Annotated in this window: 5 protein-coding genes; 4 read left to right on the top strand and 1 reads right to left on the bottom strand. The window is 74.2% G+C overall.

Annotation, left to right across the window (positions count from 1 at the left end; translation table 11 throughout):
- Positions 1-251: 251 nt before the first annotated feature.
- Positions 252-416 carry a hypothetical protein gene (locus AB0924_RS25360; protein ID WP_366912602.1) on the bottom strand — a complete coding sequence of 55 codons (165 nt, stop codon included), beginning with the start codon at positions 414-416 and terminating at the stop codon, positions 252-254.
- Between AB0924_RS25360 and AB0924_RS25365 the strand changes: the two genes are divergently transcribed.
- From AB0924_RS25365 to AB0924_RS25380, 4 genes are all read left to right on the top strand, one after another.
- Positions 415-1,287, top strand: a complete 873-nt coding sequence (locus AB0924_RS25365) for an aspartyl/asparaginyl beta-hydroxylase domain-containing protein (protein ID WP_358934740.1) — start codon at positions 415-417, stop codon at positions 1,285-1,287. The two genes, AB0924_RS25360 and AB0924_RS25365, sit on opposite strands and share 2 nt — an antisense overlap.
- An 81-nt stretch (positions 1,288-1,368) precedes the next feature.
- Positions 1,369-1,992: a 4'-phosphopantetheinyl transferase superfamily protein gene (locus AB0924_RS25370; protein WP_366912622.1), complete on the top strand. Its 624-nt coding sequence runs from the start codon at positions 1,369-1,371 to the stop codon at positions 1,990-1,992.
- Between the two features lie 183 nt (positions 1,993-2,175).
- Positions 2,176-10,797: an SDR family NAD(P)-dependent oxidoreductase gene (locus AB0924_RS25375; protein WP_366912603.1), complete on the top strand. Its 8,622-nt coding sequence runs from the start codon at positions 2,176-2,178 to the stop codon at positions 10,795-10,797.
- Between the two features lie 14 nt (positions 10,798-10,811).
- Entirely contained in the window at positions 10,812-19,028 is an 8,217-nt protein-coding gene (locus tag AB0924_RS25380) for an amino acid adenylation domain-containing protein (RefSeq protein WP_366912605.1), read from the top strand.
- The last annotated feature ends 57 nt before the right edge of the window (positions 19,029-19,085 follow it).

Here is a 19,085-nt window from a genome sequence, read left to right on the forward strand (position 1 = left end):
CCGCGGGGCCGTGCGGGGAGTGGCGTGAATTCGACGGCCGACTTGTTTCCATGCCGTGTGGTGGAGCGGCAGGCCATTGGTTAGATGGTCAAGGAACGGTTGACGGCCCAGAAGAGGCTGCTCTAAGCTCGAACTAATTCGATCACGGTTCCGATCCTCTCCTGAGTGAATCGACCGTGATGGCGGGGGCAACGGGGGATTTCGTGGGCGCGAGAGCGACTTAGGGCGAGGCGCGTCATCGCGCCGTTCACTCACCATTCAACTTCTGACACCTGGCGTTGGTTGCCGACCAGGAAGGTCATGGCGTCTGCTTTCACCTGCCCGTCCACCGAAAGCAGATGAATATTGAATTTCCCTTGCCCGTATCGCTTGAGCCGGTCCGCACGGTTACCTTGCCACGACGGAGGACGACGCATGCGCTCCCACATACTCGGCCGCATCGAACTCGACCATGAGCGGCTGAGAAAGGACCTCGACTACCTCGCCGCGGTCCCCACTGTGGAGGAGGAGTACGACGAGTTCAGCAACGGGTTCTGGAAGAACATCCCGTTGTACAACGCCAGCGGCGGCAGCGAGGACCGGCTCTACCGGGACCTGGAGGGCGCGCCCGCCCGGCCCACCCGGCACGCCGAGCACGTCCCCTACCTCGACGAGATCATCACCACGGTCTACGACCAGGACCGGCTCCAGATGGCGCGCACCCGCAACCTGAAGAACGCCATCGTGATCCCGCACCGCGACTTCGTCGAGCTCGACCGTGAGCTCGACCTGTACTTCCGCACCTTCATGGTCCTCGAGGACAGCCCGCTGGCCTTCCACTCGGACGACGACACCGTCATCCACATGCGGCCCGGCGAGATCTGGTTCCTGGACGCGGCGGCCGTCCACTCCGCCGTCAACTTCTCCGACATCAGCCGGCAGGCGCTCTGCGTCGACCTCGCCTTCAACGCCTCCTTCGACGAGAAGGAGGCGTTCGCCGACGCCTCCGTCTACGCTCCCGGCGAGACCCCCGAACTCCCGGACCGGAAGCCGTTCACCAGGGAACGCGCGGAACGGATCCGCACGCTGGCCGATGTCGTCGAGCGCGAGAATTTCCGGGACATTCTCTTCCTGCTCTCCAAAATTCACTTCACCTACGACGTGCACCCCAGCGAGACCTACGAATGGCTCATCGCCATCTCCAGGAAGGCCGGCGACGACAAGATGGTCGAGAAGGCCGAGCGGATCAGGGATTTCGCGATCGGTGCCCGAGATCTCGGGGAGCGCTTCTCGCTCACCGCCTGGTGACGAGAGGGCTCCGGCGTGTTGTGCAGGGGTGGTAAGAAATAACTGGGGGAGAAAGTGATCGAGGAGATACTTCCGCGGGCGGTGGCCTCCGCGGAAGCGTTCGAGGACGACCGGGGCAATCACCTCTTCAGTGAAGAGGAAGCGGCCGTCTCGGGGGCCGTTCCCGCCCGGCGCCGGGAATTCACCACGGTGCGGCACTGCGCCCGTGCCGCGCTCGGTGACCTCGGAATCCCTCCTTTTCCCCTGCCCCCCGGAACACAGCGCGCACCACGCTGGCCGGCCGGAGTCGTGGGCAGCATGACGCACTGCGCCGGATATCGCGCCGCGGCCGTCGCGCGGACCAGTCGCGTGCACTCCGTGGGCATCGACGCCGAACGGGACGAGCCACTCCCGGAGGGCGTCCTGGAGATGATCGGGCTGCCCGAGGAGCGGGACATGGTCGGCCGGCTCGCCGCACGGCATGCGGCCCTCTCCTGGGACCGGCTGCTGTTCAGCTGCAAGGAGGCCATGTACAAGGTCTCCTTTCCGCTCGCCCGGCGCATGCTCGGGTTCGACGCGGTCCGGGTGGACATCGCCGGCGGGGGCCGGTTCGGCGCACGCTTCCTGGTGCCCCCGCCGATGGCCGCAGGCCGGGCCGTCCCCCGGGTGACCGGGCGGTGGCTGCGCCGCGACGGGCTGCTCCTGACCGCCGTCGCCCTGTGCTGAGCGCACCGGCACCGATGCCGCGAGGGCGCCGGGAACCGCGTGTCCCGGACCGCCCCCGGCCGCACCCAGGTCTGCCGGTGACGGCACTCGGACACCCCTTCTCGTGCAACTCCGGCTGCCTTCCGACGGCTGGGCCCCGCCGGGCCGCTCCGCCGGCCTGACGATCCTCCTGGACGGACACCGATGATCGAAACGACCACCTTCACCGAGACCTTCGCCGTCACCGCCGACAACCCGCTGCTGCACGGCCACGTCGTGTACGGACGCAGCCTGCTGCCCGGCGTCGGCTACGTGGATCTGGTCCTGCAGGTCCTGGCCCGGCACGGACACCCCATGCCTGAGGTGGAGTTGCGCGATCTCGCCATTCTCGCCCCGCTGGTCGCCGGTCCCGGGGAACGGGTGCTGACCACGGTCGAGGGGCGTCCCGCGGCGAACGGCGGCTGGCGGGTCGAGGTGCGCAGCCGCCGTCCCGAGGACACCGCCGAGGTCCTGCACGCCGTCGCGAACGTGCGCCGCCGGCCGCGCGTCACCTTCGGTGAACGGCTGGCGCTGCCCGTCGAGGGCGCCACCCGGCACACCACCCTCGACGAGATCTACACCTGGTGCCGCGAGTACGACCTGCACCACTCGGGACTGATGAAGCTCCGGGGCGTGGTCCACCACCGCACCGGCGACTGGGTCGCTGAACTCGAACTCGCCCCCGAGCACCAGGGATCCGCCGCCGGGTTCCTCTTCCATCCCGCGCTGTTCGAGGCCGGTCTGCTGGGCGGTGGCGTCGCCCTCGGAATGCTGCACGGCGACAACGACGGCCCCGGCCTGTACCTGCCGCTGATGTTCGAACAGTTCCGCGCCGCCGGATCGCTCGGCGGCCGCTGCTACGTCCGCGTCCCCGCCGACTCCGTACGCCGGGACGATGAACTGATCCGCCTGGTGGTGGAGTTCTACGACGCCGAGGGCGTGAAGGTGGCCGAGGTCGGCCGGTTCGTCGCCAAGCGGATCCGCGCCGCGGCCTCCCTGGACGTCCGCGGGGACGCCCCCGCGCCGGCCGGACCGCTCCCTGCCGCACCGGCGGCCGCCGCGCCGCCGGTTGGTCTGGTGGATGTGGTGCGGGGGGCGGTGGCGGCCCGGTTGGGGGTGGCTGCCGACTCGGTCGATGTGGGTTCGGGTTATTACGAGTTGGGGCTGGCGTCGGCGGATCTGCTGTGGTTGGTGGCGGAGTTGGAGGAGCGGCTGTCGGTGGAGTTGTCGCCGACGGTGATGTTCGAGTACCGGACGATCGCCGAGCTGGCGGAGTGGCTGGGGGCCCAGGTCCCGGCCGGTGCCCCGGCCGGCGCGGCCGCGTCGGCGGTGCCCGCTCCGGCCGCTGGCCCGCTGACGCCCGCCGCCGCGCCGGGTGGTCTGGTGGATGTGGTGCGGGGGGCGGTGGCGGCCCGGTTGGGGGTGGCTGCCGACTCGGTCGATGTGGGTTCGGGTTATTACGAGTTGGGGCTGGGGTCGGCGGATCTGCTGTCGTTGGTGGCGGAGTTGGAGGAGCGGCTGTCGGTGGAGTTGTCGCCGACGGTGATGTTCGAGTACCGGACGATCGCCGAGCTGGCGGAGTGGCTGGGGACCCAGGTCCCGGCCGGTGCCCCGGCCACCGCGGCCGCGACGGCGGTGCCCGCACCGGCGGCATCCCGTACGGCTGAGCCCGTTTCGGCGAAACCCGTTCCCACTGCCCCTGCCGCGTCGGGCTTCGCCGCGCCGGCCCCCGCCCCGGTGGAAGCTGTCGCGCCCGCCGTCCACGGGCTGTCGTCCTTCCCGACCACCACCGCGGTGCCGTCCGCCGCCGCGGATCACGACGCGCCGGGCGGCATCCGGGCCGCCCTCACGGACGAAGTCGCCGCCCTCCTCGGCGTCGACGCCGCCGACGTGCACGCCGACGCCGAGCTGACCGAGTTCGGGCTGGACGTCACCGGACTCGCCCGCCTGGCCGACCGCGTCGGCGCGCGCCTGGGACTGACGCTCGCCCCGGCGGCCCTCCGCGAGCACCGCACCCTGAACGCCCTCGCGGCGCACCTGACGTCCGGGCACCGCACCCCGGCGGCAGCGGCAGCACCGGTGCCGCACGCGCTGCTCAGCGGGACGGCCGGTGCGGTCGACGGCGACGTGACGACGTACGAGACCCGCTTCACCGGCGACGAACCGTTCCTGCGGGACCACCAGGTGCACGGCGACCGGATCCTGCCCGGTGCCGCCCACCTGGAGATGGCGCGCGTGGCGGTCGCCCGGGCACTGGGGCAGGACGACGCGGCCACCGTCCGGCTGACCGACGTGGTGTGGCTGCGGCCCGCCGTCTGCGGCTCCGGCGGGCTCACCCTGCGGGTCAGGGTGCGGAGTTCCGCGGCGGGCGGCTGCGCCTACGAGATCGAGAGCGTCGGCGACCACGGCGAGAGCACGCTCTGCGGCCAGGGCCGCGCGGCCGTCGGCCCGGACCGCACCCGCCGGGCGCCGCTTCTGGGCGAACTGCGCGCGGCCTGCGCGGGCACCTTCCACCCGGCCGAGCGGCTGTACGGCCTTTACGACCGCATGGGCATGGCCTACGGCCCCTCCCAGCGGTCCGTGACCGGACTGCGCACCGGCACCGACGCCGAGGGGCGCCCCCAGGTCCTGGCCGACCTGCGGCTGCCGGACGCGGCCGAACCGCTCGGCACCGGCGCGCTGATGCACCCGAGCATCCTCGACGGCGCTCTCCAGGCGACGATCGGCCTGTGGCTGGACCAGGCGGCCGACGGCCGGTCCACCGGTCTCGCCCTGCCGTTCGCCCTGGACCGCGCCGAACCCGTCGCCGCCACCGCCGCCACGGCGTACGCCTGGATCCGCCACGGGCCCGGCCCGGACACCGGCGACGGCACGGCCCGCCTCGACATCACCGTCCTCGACGAGGACGGCCGGGTGTGCGTGGAGCTGACCGGCCTGTCGACCCGTCTCCTGCCGGAGACGGAGTCCCGGCAGCCGACGGCCGCCGCGGCCACGACCGGCCCGGAACCGGCCCCCGCGCGTGACGGCGACATCGCGATCATCGGGGTGAGCGGCCGCTATCCGCAGGCCGCCGACCTGGACGAGTTCTGGCAGAACCTGCGCTCGGGCCGCGACTGCGTCCGCGAGATCCCGGCCGACCGCTGGAACCGCGGCCGCTACGCCGCGGCCGGCGCCGGCTCCTGGGGCGGCTTCCTGGACGACATCGACCGGTTCGACCCGCTGTTCTTCCAGATATCGCTGCTGGAGGCGGACCACCTCGACCCGCAGGAGCGCCTGTTCCTGCAGTGCGCCCACCACACTCTGGAGGACGCCGGGTACACCGCCGACCGGCTGTCCCGGGGCGGCCGGGTCGGCGTGTACGTCGGGGTGATGTACCAGGAGTACCAGCTCCTCGGCGCCCAGGCGCAGGAACGCGGAGCGCCCGACGCCCTGTGGGGCAGCGCCTCCACGGTCGCCAACCGGGTCTCGTACTTCTACGACTTCCACGGCCCGAGCCTGGCCGTGGACACCATGTGCTCGTCGTCCCTGACCTCGATCCACCTGGCCTGCGAGGCGATCCGCGGCGGCCAGTGCGACACCGCGCTCGCGGGCGGCGTCAACCTCACCCCGCACCCCAACAAGTACCTCGTCCTCGGCCGCCGCGACTTCCTCTCCAGCGACGGCCGGTGCCGCAGCTTCGGCGAGGGCGGCGACGGCTACGTGCCCGGCGAGGGCGTCGGCGCCGTCCTGCTCAAGCCGCTGGCGCGGGCCGTAGCCGACGGGGACCGGATCCACGGCGTCATCAAGGCCACCGCCGTCAACCACGGCGGCCGGACCTCCGGGTACTCGGTGCCCACCCCGGTCGCCCAGGGCGAGGTGATCGCCGACGCGCTCACCGCCGCCGGCGTCGACCCGGGCGCCCTCGGCTACCTGGAGGCCCACGGCACCGGCACCTCCCTCGGCGACCCCATCGAGGTGGCCGGTCTGCAGCGGGCGTTCCGCCGCACCGGAGGCGCCCCCGAGCGCCTCGCCATCGGCTCCGTGAAGTCCAACATCGGGCACTGCGAGAGCGCCGCGGGAATCGCCGGAGTCACCAAGGTGCTGCTCCAGATGCGGCACGGCGAGCTGGTGCCGAGCCTGCACTCCGCCACGCTCAATCCGCACATCGACTTCGACCGCACCCCGCTGCGCGTTCAGCGCACCCTGGAGCCCTGGCACCGCCAGGTCCGGGACACCGACGGCGAGCGGCGCGCCCTGCCCCGGCTGGCCGGCGTCTCCAGCTTCGGCGGCGGCGGCTCCAACGCCCACGTCGTCATCGAGGAGTACCTGGCGCCGGCCCGCCCGGAGACCACCGCGGACGGGCCGTTCCTGCTCGTGCTGTCCGCCAGGAGCGAGGCCCAGCTCGTCGAGCAGGCCCGCCGGTTGCACGCCCGGCTGGGCGAGTTGTCCGACGCCGACCTCCCGGCCGTCGCCTGGACCCTGCAGACCGGACGCACGGCCCTGGAGGAGCGCCTCGCCTTCGCCGCGGCCTCCCTCACCGAGGCCCGCGACCGACTCGCCGCCTTCGCCACCGCCCCCGCCGCGCCAGGTCCCTGGAACCGGGGGACCGCCCGCCCCGACCGCCCGGGGAACGGCGCCGCCGTCGGCGCCGCCGTGACCGCCTGGCGCGAACAGCACAGGCATGACGCCCTGCTCGCACTATGGGCCGACGGCGGCGAGGTGGACTGGGATCTCGTTGCTGCCGCGGGCCCCGGCCCGCGTCGCATCAGCCTGCCCGGCTACCCCTTCGCCCGCGAACGCTGCTGGTTCGACCTCGACACCGAGGGCGCGCCCCGGCGGTCCGCCGCCGGTGACGACGGCGACGTGGTCCTGCTGCGGCCCGGCTGGACCGAGCTGCCCGCCACCGGGACCGCGGCGCCGGGCGAGGCGTTCGCCGAGCGGCACGTCGTCGTCCTCGGCCGGATCGGCGCCGCGGACCGCGAGGCACTGAGCGCCGCGCTGCCCGCCGGCACGCACTGCACCGTCGTGGAGCCTGCCGACGGACCCCTGCACGAGCGGTACACCGAAGCGGCGCGCCAGGTGTTCACCCTGATCCGCGACCTGCTGCTGCGCGGTGTCCGCCGGCCCACCCTGTTCCAGGTCGCCGCCGTGGGCACCGCCGGGGACGGCACGGCCGCCTGCCTCGGCGGTCTGGCCGGGCTGCTGCGCACCGCCCACCTGGAGAACCCGCGGCTGCGCACCCAGTACGTGGAGTGCCTGGACGGCGCCGCCCCCGCGACCGTCGCCGCCCGTCTCGCCGCCGAGGCGGTCACCGGCCCGGAGCCGGAGGTGCGTCACCGCGACGGCCGCCGCATGGTGCGCCGCCTCACCGAGGTCCCGCCGCGGCCCGCGCCCACGCCCTGGCGCGAGGGCGGCGTCTACCTCGTCACCGGCGGGGTCGGCGGGCTGGGTCTCATCGTGGCCCGGGACATCGCCGCCGCCGTGGGCACGGCCACCGTGGTGCTCACCGGACGCTCCCCGCTGACCGACGCCCAGCGGTCCGAGCTGGACGCCCTGCGCGCGGCCGGCCTGACCGTCGACCACCAGCGTGTCGACGTCACCGACCACGACGCCCTGGCCCGTCTGCTGGCCCATGTCGCCGCCGAACACGGGTCGCTGACCGGCGTGCTGCACTCCGCCGGAGTCGTCCACGACAACTTCGTCGTCCGCAAGAGCGCCGAGGAACTGGAGCGCGTCCTCGCCCCCAAGGTCGCCGGGCTGGTCCACCTCGACGAGCTGACCCGTGAGCAGCCGCTGGAGCTGTTCGTCTGCTTCTCCTCGATCGCCGGGGCCTTCGGCAACCCCGGTCAGGCCGACTACGCGGCGGCCAACGCGTTCATGGACGCCTACGCCGCCCACCGCGACCGGCTCGTGAAGGCCGGGCTGCGCAACGGCCGTACGGTGTCCGTCGGCTGGCCGCTGTGGGACGAGGGCGGCATGGGGGCCGGGGACACGGTCCGGGAGCAACTGCGCGCCACGGGGCTCGTGCCGCTCGACACCCCGCGCGGGCTCGCGGCACTGCGGTTCGCCCTGGCCGGCGAGGACGTGACCGAGGACGGCGGGCTGCTGGTCGTCGCGGGTGACCGCACCGCCCTGCAGGCCAGGCTGGCCCAGAGCGCCCAGAGCGCCCAGAGCGCCCAGAGCGCCCCGCCGGCGCCGGTGACCGACGCCCCCGCTCCGGCCCCTGTGACGACCGCCGCCCCGGACCCCGGCACCGGGGCTGCCGCCGTACCGGCCGTCGAGGAGCGGGCCGTGGCCCATCTGCGGCGGGTGCTCGCGGCGGCGCTCAAGCTCGGGCCCGAACGGCTGGATCCCGAAACGCCGTTGGAGCGGTACGGCATGGACTCCGTGCTCGCCGTGACCATGCTCCAGCCGCTGGAGGAGACCTTCGGCCCGCTTTCGCGGACACTGCTGTTCGAGGTGCGGACCGTGCGCGGCCTGGCTCAGTATCTCGCCGCCGACCATCCGGAGGCCCTGCGCACCCTGGTCGGCGAGCCCGCCCCCGCGGCCGCGCTCGCCGCGGCCCCGGCCGAGGCCGTCGCGCCCCGGCTGCCGCAGGCCCCGGCACCGGCCCGGCGCGAGGGCGAGCAGGGTACGGACGCCGTCGCGATCATCGGTATCAGCGGCCGCTACCCGCACGCCGACGACCTGGAGCAGTTCTGGGCCGCGCTGCGCGAGGGCCGGGACTGTGTCACCGAGGTGCCGGCCGACCGCTGGGACAGCGGCGGCAAGGCGCAGTGGGGCGCGTTCCTCGACGGCATCGACCGCTTCGACCCGCTGCACTTCGGCATCGCGCCGAGCGAGGCCGCCGCCATGGACCCGCAGCAGCGGCTGTTCCTGGAGACCGTGTGGCACCTGCTGGAGCAGGGCGGCGTCACCCAGGAGGTCGTCGAGCGGCGTCACCGCCGGCGCGTCGGCGTCTACGTCGGCGCCGCCTACCAGATGTACCGGGCGGACGCGGCCGCCGACCCGGCCCTCGCGGCGCTCACCGCCTCCGCCTCCTACAACCTCATCGCCAACCGCGTCTCGCACTTCTTCGGCCTGGAGGGCCCGAGCCTGGCCGTGGACAGCATGTGCACGTCCTCCGCGATGGCCGTGCACCTCGCCTGCGCCGACCTGCTGCGCGGTGAGTGCGAGCTGGCCGTCGCCGGCGGCGTCAACCTGAACGTCCACCCCGACAAGTACCTGGCGCTCGGCGAGATGGGGCTGCTCGGCACGCACCCGGGCGCGCGCAGCTTCCGCGACGGCGACGGCTACCTGCCCGCCGAGGCGGTCGGCGCCGTCCTGCTCAAGCCGCTGGACGCGGCCCTGCGCGACGGCGACACCGTGCACGCCGTCATCAGGAGCACCGCCTCACTGCACGGCGGCCGCGCCAACGGCTTCATGACCCCCAGCCACCGCACCCAGGTCGCCACCATGCGACGGGCCCTGGAGCGGGCCGGCACCGCACCGGCCGACATCGGCTGCGTCGAGGCCGCCGCCAACGGAACCGCCTTCTCCGACGAGGTCGAAGTGCGCGCGCTGCGCGAGGTGTTCGCCGGCGTCACCGAACCCGTGCCGGTGGGCACCGTGAAGTCGAACCTCGGCCACCCCGAGGCGGCCTCCGGCATCGCGCAGCTCACCAAGGTCGTACTGCAGCTCCGGCACGGCCAGGTCGCCCCGCTCGTCGCCACCGGGAACGCCAACCCCCGGCTGGACCTGGAGGGTTCGGCCCTCCGGCTCGCCGACGAACCGGCCGGCTGGGAGCCGCGCGGCGGTGTGCCCCGCCGCGCCCTCATCAACTCCGTGGCGGCGGGCGGCAGTCACGTCAGCATCGTCGTCGAGGCGCCGCCCGCTCCCGTCCGCAACGTCCCGGCGGACCCGGCACCGCAGGTCGTGCTCGTCTCCGCCCGCACCCCGGAGCTGCTGCGCACGGCCGTGAGCCGCCTGCGCGACTTCCTGGACGGCGACGGCGCCGGCGAAGCCACGGTGAGCCTCGCCGACCTCGCCTACACCTCCCAGCTCGGCCGGGAACCCCAGGCGGAGCGGCTCGCCGTGGTCGCCGCCGGCCGCGGGCAGCTCCGCGGCGCCCTCGCCACCGAGCTCGCCGAGGGCCCCGCCACGGCGGCCGTCGGAGCGAGCGTGCACCGCGGCAACGCCGAGGAGGACGCCGGTCCGCTCGCCGCGGTCCTGGCCGGCGCCCGCGGCGAGGCGTTCCTCGCCGGACTGGTCCAGGACCGGGCCCTGGAGCAGCTCGCCGAACTCTGGGCGCGCGGCGTCCGGGTGCCGTGGGCCGGCCTGCACGATGGGCCGCGCCCCATGGCACCGCTGCCGCTGACGGCCTTCGAGACCGGCCGCTACTGGGTCGGTGGCACCCCGGAGGCACCCGCCGCCACCCGGCGGCCGGCGGCGGAACCGCCCGCGCCGGACACGCCGGCCGGGATCGGCGCGCCCTCCGACTCCCTGCGCACGATGACGCTCGCCTGGTCCGACGTCCTGGGCGTCGCGGCGGAGCGGCTGGACGGCCGCAGCGACTTCTTCGCCCTCGGCGGCAACTCGCTGCTCGCCACCCGTCTCATCAACCGGCTGACCGAACGGGCCGGCGTGGAGCTGCCGGTGGAGGCGGTCTTCAGCGCGCCCCGGCTCGCCGACATGGCCCTGGAGCTCGGCCGTCGCGCGGCCGGCACGACGGACTCGGGCACGCTCGACGTGGACCTGATCCTCGAAAGCATCGCCCTCGTCGAGCACATGAGCGACGAGGAGCTGGACGCCCTGGACATCGAGAGCTGAGGCAGAGGTTGACGATGGACATCACCAGTCAGGACACCGGACTGGACCTCGTCCGGAGGATCCGCTCCCTGCCCGCGAAGCGGCAGCGCGCCGTGATCGCGCTGCTGCGCAAGCAGGGCGTCGACCTGTCCGCGCTGAGCGCCGTGCCGCGCCTGCCGCGTGACACCGGCGAGCCGCTGCCGCTGTCGTTCACCCAGCAACGCCTGTGGTTCCTGGAGAAACTGGGCGGCACGGGCGCCGCCTACAACATCCCGGTGGCGATGCGGCTCAGCGGCCGCCTCGACCGGCCCGCGCTGCTGCGGGCCTTGGCGGAGGTCGTCCAGCGGCACGAGGTGCTGCGCACCCGGTTCGCCGAACACGAGGGCGTACCGGGGCAGATCGTCGGTGACGGCGCCGACTTCACCGTCGCGCAGGAGGAACTCACCGACCCGGCGCGGCTGCCCGAGATCTGCCGGGAGGAGGCCGCCGCCCCGTTCGACCTGGAGCGCGGGCCGCTCGTCAGGGCCCGTCTGCTGCGGCGGTCCGAAGAGGAGCACCACCTCCTCGTCACGACCCACCACAGCGTCTGCGACGGCTGGTCGGTCGGGGTGTTCTTCCGCGACCTGGTGGCCTGCTACGAGGCGTTCGGCGCGGGCCGGCCGGCGCCGCTCGAACCCCTGCCCGTCCAGTACGCCGACTGGGCCCACTGGCAGCGGCAGTGGCTCGCCGACGAGGTGCAGGAACGCCAGGTCGGCTACTGGAAGCGCCAGTTGGCGGGCGTCGACCCCCGGCTCACCCTGCCCACCGACCGGGAACGCCCCCGCGTGAAGACGTACGCGGGCGCCGGCGAGACCTTCCGCTGCCCCGCCGAACTGCTCGACGCGCTGCGCGAGGTGGCCAAGACCCACGACGCCACCCTCTACATGACCCTCCTGGCGGCCTACGACGTCGTCCTGAACCGCTACACGCACCAGAGCGACATCGCCGTCGGCACCGTGGTCGCCGGCCGCAACCGGCGCGAGGCGGAGGACCTGGTCGGCTTCTTCGCCAACACCCTGGTGATGCGCACCGACCTGTCCGGCGACCCCGCCTTCCCGGAGCTCCTCGCGCGCGTGCGGAAGACCGCGCTGGAGGCCTACGACCACCAGGACGTGCCGTTCGAGGCCGTGGTGGACGCGCTCGACACCGAGCGCGGCCTCGCCCACGCGCCGGTCTTCCAGACCCTGTTCGTCCTCCAGGAGGCGCAGACCGGGCGCTCGGCGTCCCTCGGCGACCTCGACGTCAACCCGGTCGACGTCGAGCTGAGCTTCACCAAGTTCGACCTCACCGTCGACCTGCGGGAGACCCCGGACGGACTGGCCGGCACCGTCGAGTACAACACCGACCTGTACGACCGGGAGACCGTCCGCCGCTTCATCGGCCACTACACGCGGCTGCTGGAGGCCGTCGCGGCCGACCCGTCCCGCCCCCTGTCCGCGCTGAGCATGGTCGACGCCGCGGAGCGCCGCCAGGTGGTCGAGGTGTGGAACGACACCGAGCGGCCGTACTCCGCCGACCGCTGCCTGCACGAGCTGTTCGAGGAGGCGGTGGGCCGCCACCCGGAACGGATCGCGCTCGTCGACGCCGACCGCTCCTGGACCTACGGCGAACTCAACGCCTGGGCCAACCGTGTCGCCCACGGTCTGCGCGGGCACGGTGTCGGCCCCGACACCCTCGTCGGCCTGCACGCGCACCGCTCCGCCGAGATGGTCGCCGGCATCCTGGGCACCCTGAAGGCCGGCGGCGCCTACCTGCCCGTCGAGCCCACCCACCCCGGCGCCCGGCGCGCCGCCCTCGTCGAGTCCACCGGCGTCCAGGTGGTCCTCACCCAGCCGGACCTGGACACCGAGCCCCTGCTCGGCGCCGCCCACCTGCTCGGCCTGCACCGCGACGGCACCCTGCGCGACCGCGCCGGGCAGGACGTCACCGGCGGCCGCGAGGACGACCTGCCCGCCGGTGAACTCGGCCTGACCAGCGAGCATCTGGCGTACGTCATCCACACCTCCGGCTCCACCGGCCGCCCCAAGGGCGTCATGATCGAGCACCGGGCGGCGGTCAACCGCATCGAGTGGATGCAGAACGAGTACCGCCTCGGCGCCGACGACGTCGTCCTGCAGAAGACCCCGTACAGCTTCGACGTGTCCGTGTGGGAGTTCTTCTGGCCCCTGCTCTCCGGCGCCCGGCTCGCCGTCGCCGAGCCCGGCGGCCACCGCGACCCCGCCTACCTGGTCTCCGCCGTCCGCCGGTTCGGCGTGACCACCCTGCACTTCGTGCCCTCCATGCTGCGCACCATCGTCGAGGAGCCGGGCTGGAGCGAGTGCGCCACCGTCCGCCAGGTCTTCTGCAGCGGCGAGGCCCTGCCCCCGGACCTGTGCGCCCGCCACCACGAGCGCCACCCGGCACCCCTGCACAACCTCTACGGCCCCACCGAGGCCGCCGTCGACGTCAGCCACTGGACCTGCCCCGCCGGCCCCGCCCCGCGCAGGGTTCCCATCGGCCGGCCCATCCAGAACATCCGGCTGTACGTCCTGAACGAGGCCCGCGAGCCCCAGGGCATCGGCTGCGCCGGCGAGCTGTACATCGCCGGCGCCGGCCTCGCCCGCGGCTACCTCCACCAGCCCGAGCTGACCCGCGAACGGTTCGTGCTCGACCCGTTCGGCACACCCGGATCGCGCATGTACCGCACCGGCGACCTGGCCCGGTGGCTGCCCGACGGCACCCTGGAGTTCCTCGGCCGCGCCGACGGCCAGGTCAAGCTGCGCGGCTTCCGCATCGAGCCGGGCGAGATCGAGCACCGCCTCGCCGAGCACCCGGCCGTGCGGGCCTGCGCTGTCCTCGTCCGCGAGGACCAGCCGGGCAGCCCCCGCCTCATCGCGTACGCCGTCCTGGACCCCGGCCACCCGGGCGACGACCACCGTGCCGAGCTGACCCGGCACCTGGCGGCCACCCTGCCCGACTACATGGTGCCCAGCGCCTTCGTCCTCCTGGACGCACTGCCCGTCACGGCCCACGGCAAGCTCGACCGGGCGGCCCTGCCCGCCCCCGGCACCGACGCCTTCGCCCGGCGCGCCTACGTCGCCCCCGCCACCCGCACCGAACGGCTGCTGGCCCGGGTATGGGCCGAACTGACCGGGTTCGACGCCGGACGGATCAGCGCCGAGGACAACTTCTTCGCCCTCGGCGGCCACTCCCTGATGATCACCGTACTGGTGGCGCGGCTCAAGGAGCACGGCCTGAACGCGGCCGTACGGGACGTGTTCGCCGAGCCCGGCCTCGCCGCCCTCGCCGCCCGGATCGACGACACCGCCGGGACGGACGAGTACAGCGCCCCGCCCAACCTGATCCCGGACGGCTGCACCCGGCTCACCCCGGAGCTGCTGCCCCTGATCGACCTCACCCAGGACCAGCTCGACACGATCACCGCGGCCGTGCCCGGCGGCGCGCCCAACGTGCGGGACGTCTACCCGCTGCTGTCGACGCAGGAGGGCATCCTCTTCCACCACCTGATGGACCCGGACCACGACCCCTACCTCGTCTCCACCCTCTACGCGGCCGACGACGAAGCGGCGTGCGCCCGGTTCACCGCCGCCCTCCAGGCGGTCGTCGACCGGCACGACGTCATGCGCACCGCCGTCCTCACCACCGGACTTCCCGAACCCGTGCAGGTCGTGCACCGCACCGCCCGGCTGCCGCTGCGCCGCGTCCGCCTCGAACCCGGCGGGGACGCCGAGCGGCAGGCCCGCGCCCTGCTGGACCGCCCCGAACGGATGAGCCTCGACAGCGCGCCGCTGCTGCGGCTGACGGTCGCCGAGGACCCGGACTCCGAACGCCGCTACCTCCTGCTGACCGCCCACCACCTCATCGAGGACGCCACCTCGCTGCGGCTCACCCTCGGGGAACTGGCCCTGCACAGGGCCGGCCGCGCCGACCTGCTGCCGCCCCCGCCGCCGTACCGCGACTTCGTCGCCCACACCCTGGGCCGGCAGGCCGGCGACGAGGCGGAGGAGTACTTCCGCGCCGCCCTCGGCGACGTCACCGAGCCGACGTTCCCGTTCGGCCTGGCCGATGTGCACGGCGACGCCCGCCGGGTCACGCGACTGCGCCGCACCCTGCCGGCGGAACTCACCGGCGAACTGCGCGCCCAGGCCAGGCGGCTGCGGCTCAGCCCCGCCTGCCTGTTCCACGCGGCCTGGGCACGGGTCGTCGCCGCGTGCAGCAACCGCGACGACGTCGTCTTCGGCTCGGTGATGTCCGGACGGCTCCAGGGCGTGCCCGGCGTGGAGCGGATGCTCGGCAACTTCATCAACACCCTCCCGCTGCGGGTCCGGCTGGCCGGCCGCACCGTCCGCGAGCTGATCGACGACGTCGACCTCGCGCTGCGCGGCCTGGTCGTCCGCGAGCACACCCCGCTGGGCCTGGCCCAGCGGTGCAGCGGCATGGACGGCGACGCCCCGCTGTTCAGCGCCGTCGCCAACTTCCGCCACTTCGAACCCGGGCACGACGAGGCCGGGGCCCCGCGCATCGACGACGCCGGAGTGCGGTTCGTCGCCGCCGCCGACGGCATCAACTACCCGGTGTCGGTGTCCGTCGACGACTTCGGCAGTGAACTCTCCCTCGACCTCCAGGTCGACGACTCGCTGTCCGCCGACGCCGTCGCCGGCTACCTCCTCACCGCGCTCACCGGCCTGACCGAGGCCCTCGCCGCCGACGACGGCACCGGCACCCGCGCCCTGGACCTCGATGTGCTGCCCGGCGCCGAACGGCGGCTGCTGCTGACAGAGTGGAACGACACCGGCACCCCGATGCCGGCGCCCACCCTCACCGCCGCCTTCGCCGCCCAGGCCGCCCGCACGCCCCACGCGACGGCGCTGGTGTACGAGGACCAGGCCCTGACCTACGCGGAGTTCGACGCCCGCGCCAACCGGCTCGCGCACTGGCTGACCGAGCGGGGCGCCGGCCCCGAGCGGATCGTCGGCGTCAGCATGGCCCGCTCCTTCGACCTGCTCGTCGTGATCTACGGCATCCTCAAGTCCGGCGCCGCCTACCTGCCGCTCGACCCCGACCTGCCCGACGAGCGCCGCGAGACGATGGTCGCCGACGCCCGCCCGCTGCTCGTCCTCGACGAACTGCCCGACACCACCGGCACGGCGGACACCGACCCCGGCGTCGGGATCCGCCCGGACCACCCCGCCTACGTGCTGTACACCTCCGGCACCACCGGCCGGCCCAAGGGCGTCGTCGTCACCCACCGCGCGAGCATGAACTGGCTGGCCTGGGACCAGGGCGTCTACCGGGGCGGCGAGGGCGACCGGATCCTGTTCAAGACCTCCATCGGCTTCGACGTCTCCGTCAAGGAGCTGTTCTGGCCGCTGCAGGTCGGCGCGACGATCGTCATCGCCCGCCCCGGCGGCCAGAAGGACCCCGAGTACCTGGCCCGGGCCGTCCGGGAACACGGCGTCACCGACATCGACTTCGTGCCCTCCATGCTCGCCGAGTTCCTCTCCGAGCCGGCCGCCGCCGAGTGCACCGGCCTGGTCCGGCTCGAGGCCACCGGCGAACCGCTGTCCGTGGAACTGGCCGAGCGGGTGGCGCGGGCCCTGCCCGGCACCCTGCTGTTCAACCTGTGCGGCCCCACCGAGGTGGGCGGCGCCCTCGGCCTGTACGGCCCGTACACCCCCGAGCCCGGCGCCACCCGCGTGCCCATCGGCGCGCCCGTCTACAACACGCAGGCGTACGTCCTCGACAACGCGCTGCGGCCGCTGCCCGCCGGTGTCCCCGGCGAGCTGTACATCGCCGGCGACCAGCTCGCCCGCGGCTTCCTCGGCCGGCCGGGGCTGACCGCCGAGCGGTTCGTGGCCAACCCGTTCACCCCGGGCACCCGCATGTACCGCACCGGTGACCTGGTGCGGTGGCGTTCCGACGGGCTGATCGAGCACCTCGGCCGGGTCGACGACCAGGTCAAGATCCGCGGCTTCCGGGTCGAGCCCGGCGAGATCGAGAACGCCCTGCACGGGCACCCCGACGTGCACCGGGCCGTCGTCCTGCCGCGCGGCACCGGCGCCAACCGTTCCCTCGTCGCCTACGTCAGCCCGGTGCGGGACCCGCGCGAGGAGGCCGGACCGGACGTACCGCTCGCCCGGCGGCTCAAGGAGCACCTGGCCGCGCGGCTGCCCGACTACATGGTGCCCACCGCATTCGTCGTCCTCGCCGAACTGCCCGTCAACCGCAACGGCAAGGTCGACCGCGGCGCCCTGCCCGAGCCGACCGAGGCCGACCTGGCCCGCGAGGAGTACGTCGCCCCGCACACGCCCACCCAGCGCGAGCTGTGCCGCATCGTGTCGGAGGTGCTGGGCGTCGCCCGCGTCGGCCTCGACGACACCTTCTTCGACCTCGGCGGGCACTCGCTGCTGGCCACCCGGCTCTCGCTGCGGGTGAAGAAGGAGATGGGCGCGGACCTCCCGCTCCAGGCCGTCTTCACCGCCTCCGGCATGGCCGAGATGGCCGCCGTGGTGGACAGGCTGCTCAGCGGCGGACAGCCGGGCGCGCCGCGAACCGGTCCGGCCGCGCAGTCCGCCGGAGGCACCCCGGCGCCGGAGGGCCCGGCCGCGGCGGTGGACGACGCGCCCGGTGGACAGCAGGGCCCGGAGCCCGCCGGTGCGCCCCTCGTACCGGGTGACGGCAACGCCCCGGTCGCGCGGGAGGGCGCGGCGCAGGCGGCCGGCTCTGCCGCCGCCGACGGCGTCGGCTCGGTGCCGGGCGGCCGGGGGAGCGCGGCGCCGGCCGGCGTGCCCGTCGAGGACACCGCGCCCCTGTCCCTGCAGCAGCGGGACCTGTGGTTCCGCGACCGGCCCGGGCATCTGGCCGCCGCGCACGACAACGTGCAGCTCGCCTTTCGGCTCGACGGGCCGCTCGACCGCGACGCCTTCGTCCGCAGTGTGCGCGCCCTCGTGGAGCGGCACCCCGTGCTGCGCACCGGCTACGACCGCGACCCCGGTGGCGACCTCACCCAGCGCGTGCACGACGCGGCCGGCTTCGCGGTGACCGTCGCGCCCGCCCCGGGCGACGAGGCGGGCCTCGCCGCCTGGCTGCGCGCCGAACGGGCCCGGCCCTTCGACCCGCAGGGACCGTACGCGCTGCGCTCCCACCTGCTCACGCTCGCGGACGACCGGCACATCGCCGTACTGACCCGCCCGTGGGGCGTGTTCGACGGCTGGTCGGTGAACATCGTCCTGACCGAACAGCAGGCCCTGTACCGGGCGTTCGCGCGGGGCGGAGAGCCGGAGCTCACGCCGCTGCCGACGACGTACACCGACTTCGCCCGCCGGCAGGCCACGGCCGTCACCGCCGTGGAGCTCGACCGCCAGCGCGACCACTGGCGGCGACGGCTCGACGGAGCGCCCGATCAACTGTCGGTGCGCACCGACTACGAGCGGTGCCCGGTGAAGACGTACCAGGGCGCCCAGGCCGAGCTGAGCGCCCCCGGCGACGTGGCCGCCGGGCTGAGGCGGCTCGGCCAGGAGCACGGCGCCACCCTCTACATGACGCTGCTGTCGGCGTTCGCCGCCCTGCTCGGCGGCGAGACTCAGGACCCCGACCTGGTCATCGGCACGCCGGTCGCCAACCGGCCCGACGCCGAACTGGAAGGCGTGGTCGGCTACTTCGTGAACATGCTGCCGATGCGCCTCGACGCGGACCCGCGGCGCGCCTTCACCGAGCTGCTGGCCCAGGCGAAGGACGCCACCGGCGAGGCCCACGGCCACAAGGACGTGCCCTGCGCGGACCTCGTCGGTGCCCTGGTGCCGCGCCGCGACCCGGCCCGGTCCCCGCTGTTCCAGGCCACGTTCAACCTGCTGCCCACCTGGGACGTGCCGTCGGCCGACGACGCCGGGGCCCTGGCCGTGACGCAGCTCCGCACCGACGCCGGCACGTCCCGGTACGACCTCAGCCTGGTGGTGCAGGAGACCGGCGGGGGACTGGCCGGCTACCTGGAGTACAGCACCGACCTGTTCACCCCGGCGACGGCCAGGCGCCTCGCCCGTGCCTACGAACACCTCCTCGCCCGGATCGCCCAGGACCCCGGCGGCTCGCTCGCCCGACTGCGCGCCCCGGCACCGGCCACCGGCGGGAGCCGGCCGCCCGCCCCGCCCACCGGAGCCGCCGGGACCCAGTCCAAGGGTGGCCGGCGCCCCGCCCGGCGCCGGAGCGGACGGTGAACCGCGCCCGCCGGCCGCGGCCGCCGCGGCGCCCGGCCCCTGCGACGGGCACCCGCC

Origin of the sequence: Streptomyces sp. NPDC047869, assembly GCF_040704065.1 — a bacterium.
Classification (GTDB): Bacteria; Actinomycetota; Actinomycetes; order Streptomycetales; family Streptomycetaceae; genus Streptomyces.

Excerpts from the sequence above, each read along its gene's own strand:
- AB0924_RS25380 (WP_366912605.1), top strand. The coding sequence starts at position 10,812 with ATGGACATCACCAGTCAGGACACCGGACTGGACCTCGTCCGGAGGATC.
- AB0924_RS25365 (WP_358934740.1), top strand. The coding sequence starts at position 415 with ATGCGCTCCCACATACTCGGCCGCATCGAACTCGACCATGAGCGGCTG.
- AB0924_RS25360 (WP_366912602.1), bottom strand. The coding sequence starts at position 416 with ATGCGTCGTCCTCCGTCGTGGCAAGGTAACCGTGCGGACCGGCTCAAG.
- AB0924_RS25375 (WP_366912603.1), top strand. The coding sequence starts at position 2,176 with ATGATCGAAACGACCACCTTCACCGAGACCTTCGCCGTCACCGCCGAC.